At 65.0% G+C, this 1,595-nt stretch carries 3 protein-coding genes; 1 reads left to right on the top strand and 2 read right to left on the bottom strand.

From position 1 onward, the window contains the following. Positions 1-7: 7 nt before the first annotated feature. Entirely contained in the window at positions 8-166 is a 159-nt protein-coding gene (locus ADADOO_RS16795) for a copper chaperone PCu(A)C domain-containing protein (RefSeq protein ID WP_511278658.1), read from the top strand. Between the two features lie 57 nt (positions 167-223). Here the strand turns inward: ADADOO_RS16795 and ADADOO_RS16790 are convergent, their stop codons facing one another. Both ADADOO_RS16790 and ADADOO_RS16785 read right to left on the bottom strand, forming a co-directional pair. Continuing rightward, entirely contained in the window at positions 224-757 is a 534-nt protein-coding gene (locus ADADOO_RS16790) for a response regulator transcription factor (protein ID WP_511278657.1), read from the bottom strand. Beyond that, positions 754-1,595 (bottom strand): ATP-binding protein (locus ADADOO_RS16785; protein ID WP_511278656.1); only part of this gene is annotated, 842 nt, incomplete at its 5' end. The genes ADADOO_RS16790 and ADADOO_RS16785, both read right to left, overlap by 4 nt.

Raw genomic sequence — 1,595 nt, 5'->3', positions numbered from 1 at the left:
GGGCGGCCTGCACGTCATGATGATCGACCTCAAGGCGCCGATGAAAGAAGGCGACGTCGTGCCGATCACCCTGAGCTTCGACGACGGTAGCAGCAAGCAGGTCGATGCCAAGGTCGTCCGCCCGATGGCCGCACCGATGCCGGCGGCAATGGAACACAAACACTGATTTTGGCCATTTTTTCCGGTTGACCGTGGAAGTCTGCGGTCAGCCGGTCTGAGCGGCTCAGGTCTTGACCGGACGCTTCGACAGTTTGCGCTGCAGTGTCCGCCGGTGCATTTTCAGGGAGCGGGCCGTGGCCGAGACGTTGCCGTCGTTTTCGTTGAGGACGCGATGGATGTGTTCCCATTCGAGGCGGTCGACTGACAGCGGCTCGTCCGAGGCCGGAACATCAAAATCCGGGCTGTCGTCATCGTCGAGGGCCGAGAGGATGGCTTCGACTTCAACCGGCTTGGCGAGGTACTGGATGGCGCCCAGCTTGACCGCGTCGACGGCGGTGGCGATGCTGGCGTAGCCGGTCAGAACAACGATCCGGCAATTGGCATTGATGGCCAGCAGTTGGGGGATCAGGGCCAGGCCGGAAGTGCCGTTCAGGTTGAGGTCGAGAATGACCCGCCCGGCCTGCATTTCCCTGGCTGCGGCCAGCGCCGATGTTGCATCGAGTGCGCCGCGGGCCGGGTGGCCGCGCCGTTCCAGCGTACGGACGAGGATGGCGTTGAAGCTCGGGTCGTCGTCGATGATCAGCGTTGATTCGGTCATGTCTTTATCCGGGGGAGTTCGATGCGGGCGAGGGCGCCGCCTTCTTCGGGATTCAACAGCGTCAAGGTGCCGCCGAGCTGTTCGACGGCGCTGCGGGTCAGCAGCAAACCGACGCCGCTACCGCGTTCGTGCGCTGCAAAGCTGGCCTGGCCACCGAGTTCAAGAACCCGCTCGGGAAAGCCCGGGCCGTGGTCGCGGATGTCGATGCAGATGTTGGCGGTGCACCAGCTCAGGCGTATTTCGAGCGGGCTGGTCGTGGCGTTGGCGGCGTTGTTGAGCAGGTTGAGGACGGCTTGTTCGAGCCGTGGATCGGCGACGATTTCGGGCACCTCGCCATCGCTGGTGACGATCAGCCGGCTGCTCGCTTGTGGGCGGGCGGCATGCCAGTTCTGGCGAAGGTGGTCGAGCCAGCGGTTGGCGGCCTGTAGCGGGGAATTTTCCAGACGTTCGGCCCCGGCCCGGCGCGACAGGCCGGTGACGATTTCCTTGCAGACAGCAATCTGTTGCAGGAGCAGCTTGAGGTCGTCGCGAGCCGCTTCGCTCAGGGCCAGGTCGTTGGCCAGTTCGCCGGCGAGCAGGGCCATGGTGCCGAGTGGCGTGCCGAGTTCGTGGGCGGCGCCGGCGGCCAGTGTGCCCATGGCGACCACCCGTTCATCGCGCAGCCCCTGTTCGCGGGCAGTGGCCAGTTCGGCATCGCGTTGGCGAATGAGGCGGGTGGTGTGGACGATGATCCAGCCGATCATGACGGCCGAGACGACGAAGATCAGCCACATGCCGCCCAGATGCAGGCGCGTCGCCCGCGTTGCGTCGGGCATCGGCAAGGGCACGAAATAGACCA

It is taken from the genome of Azonexus sp. (assembly GCF_036170495.1).
Classification (GTDB): domain Bacteria; phylum Pseudomonadota; class Gammaproteobacteria; order Burkholderiales; family Rhodocyclaceae; genus Azonexus.
This window is presented reverse-complemented; position numbering and strand designations above follow the sequence as displayed.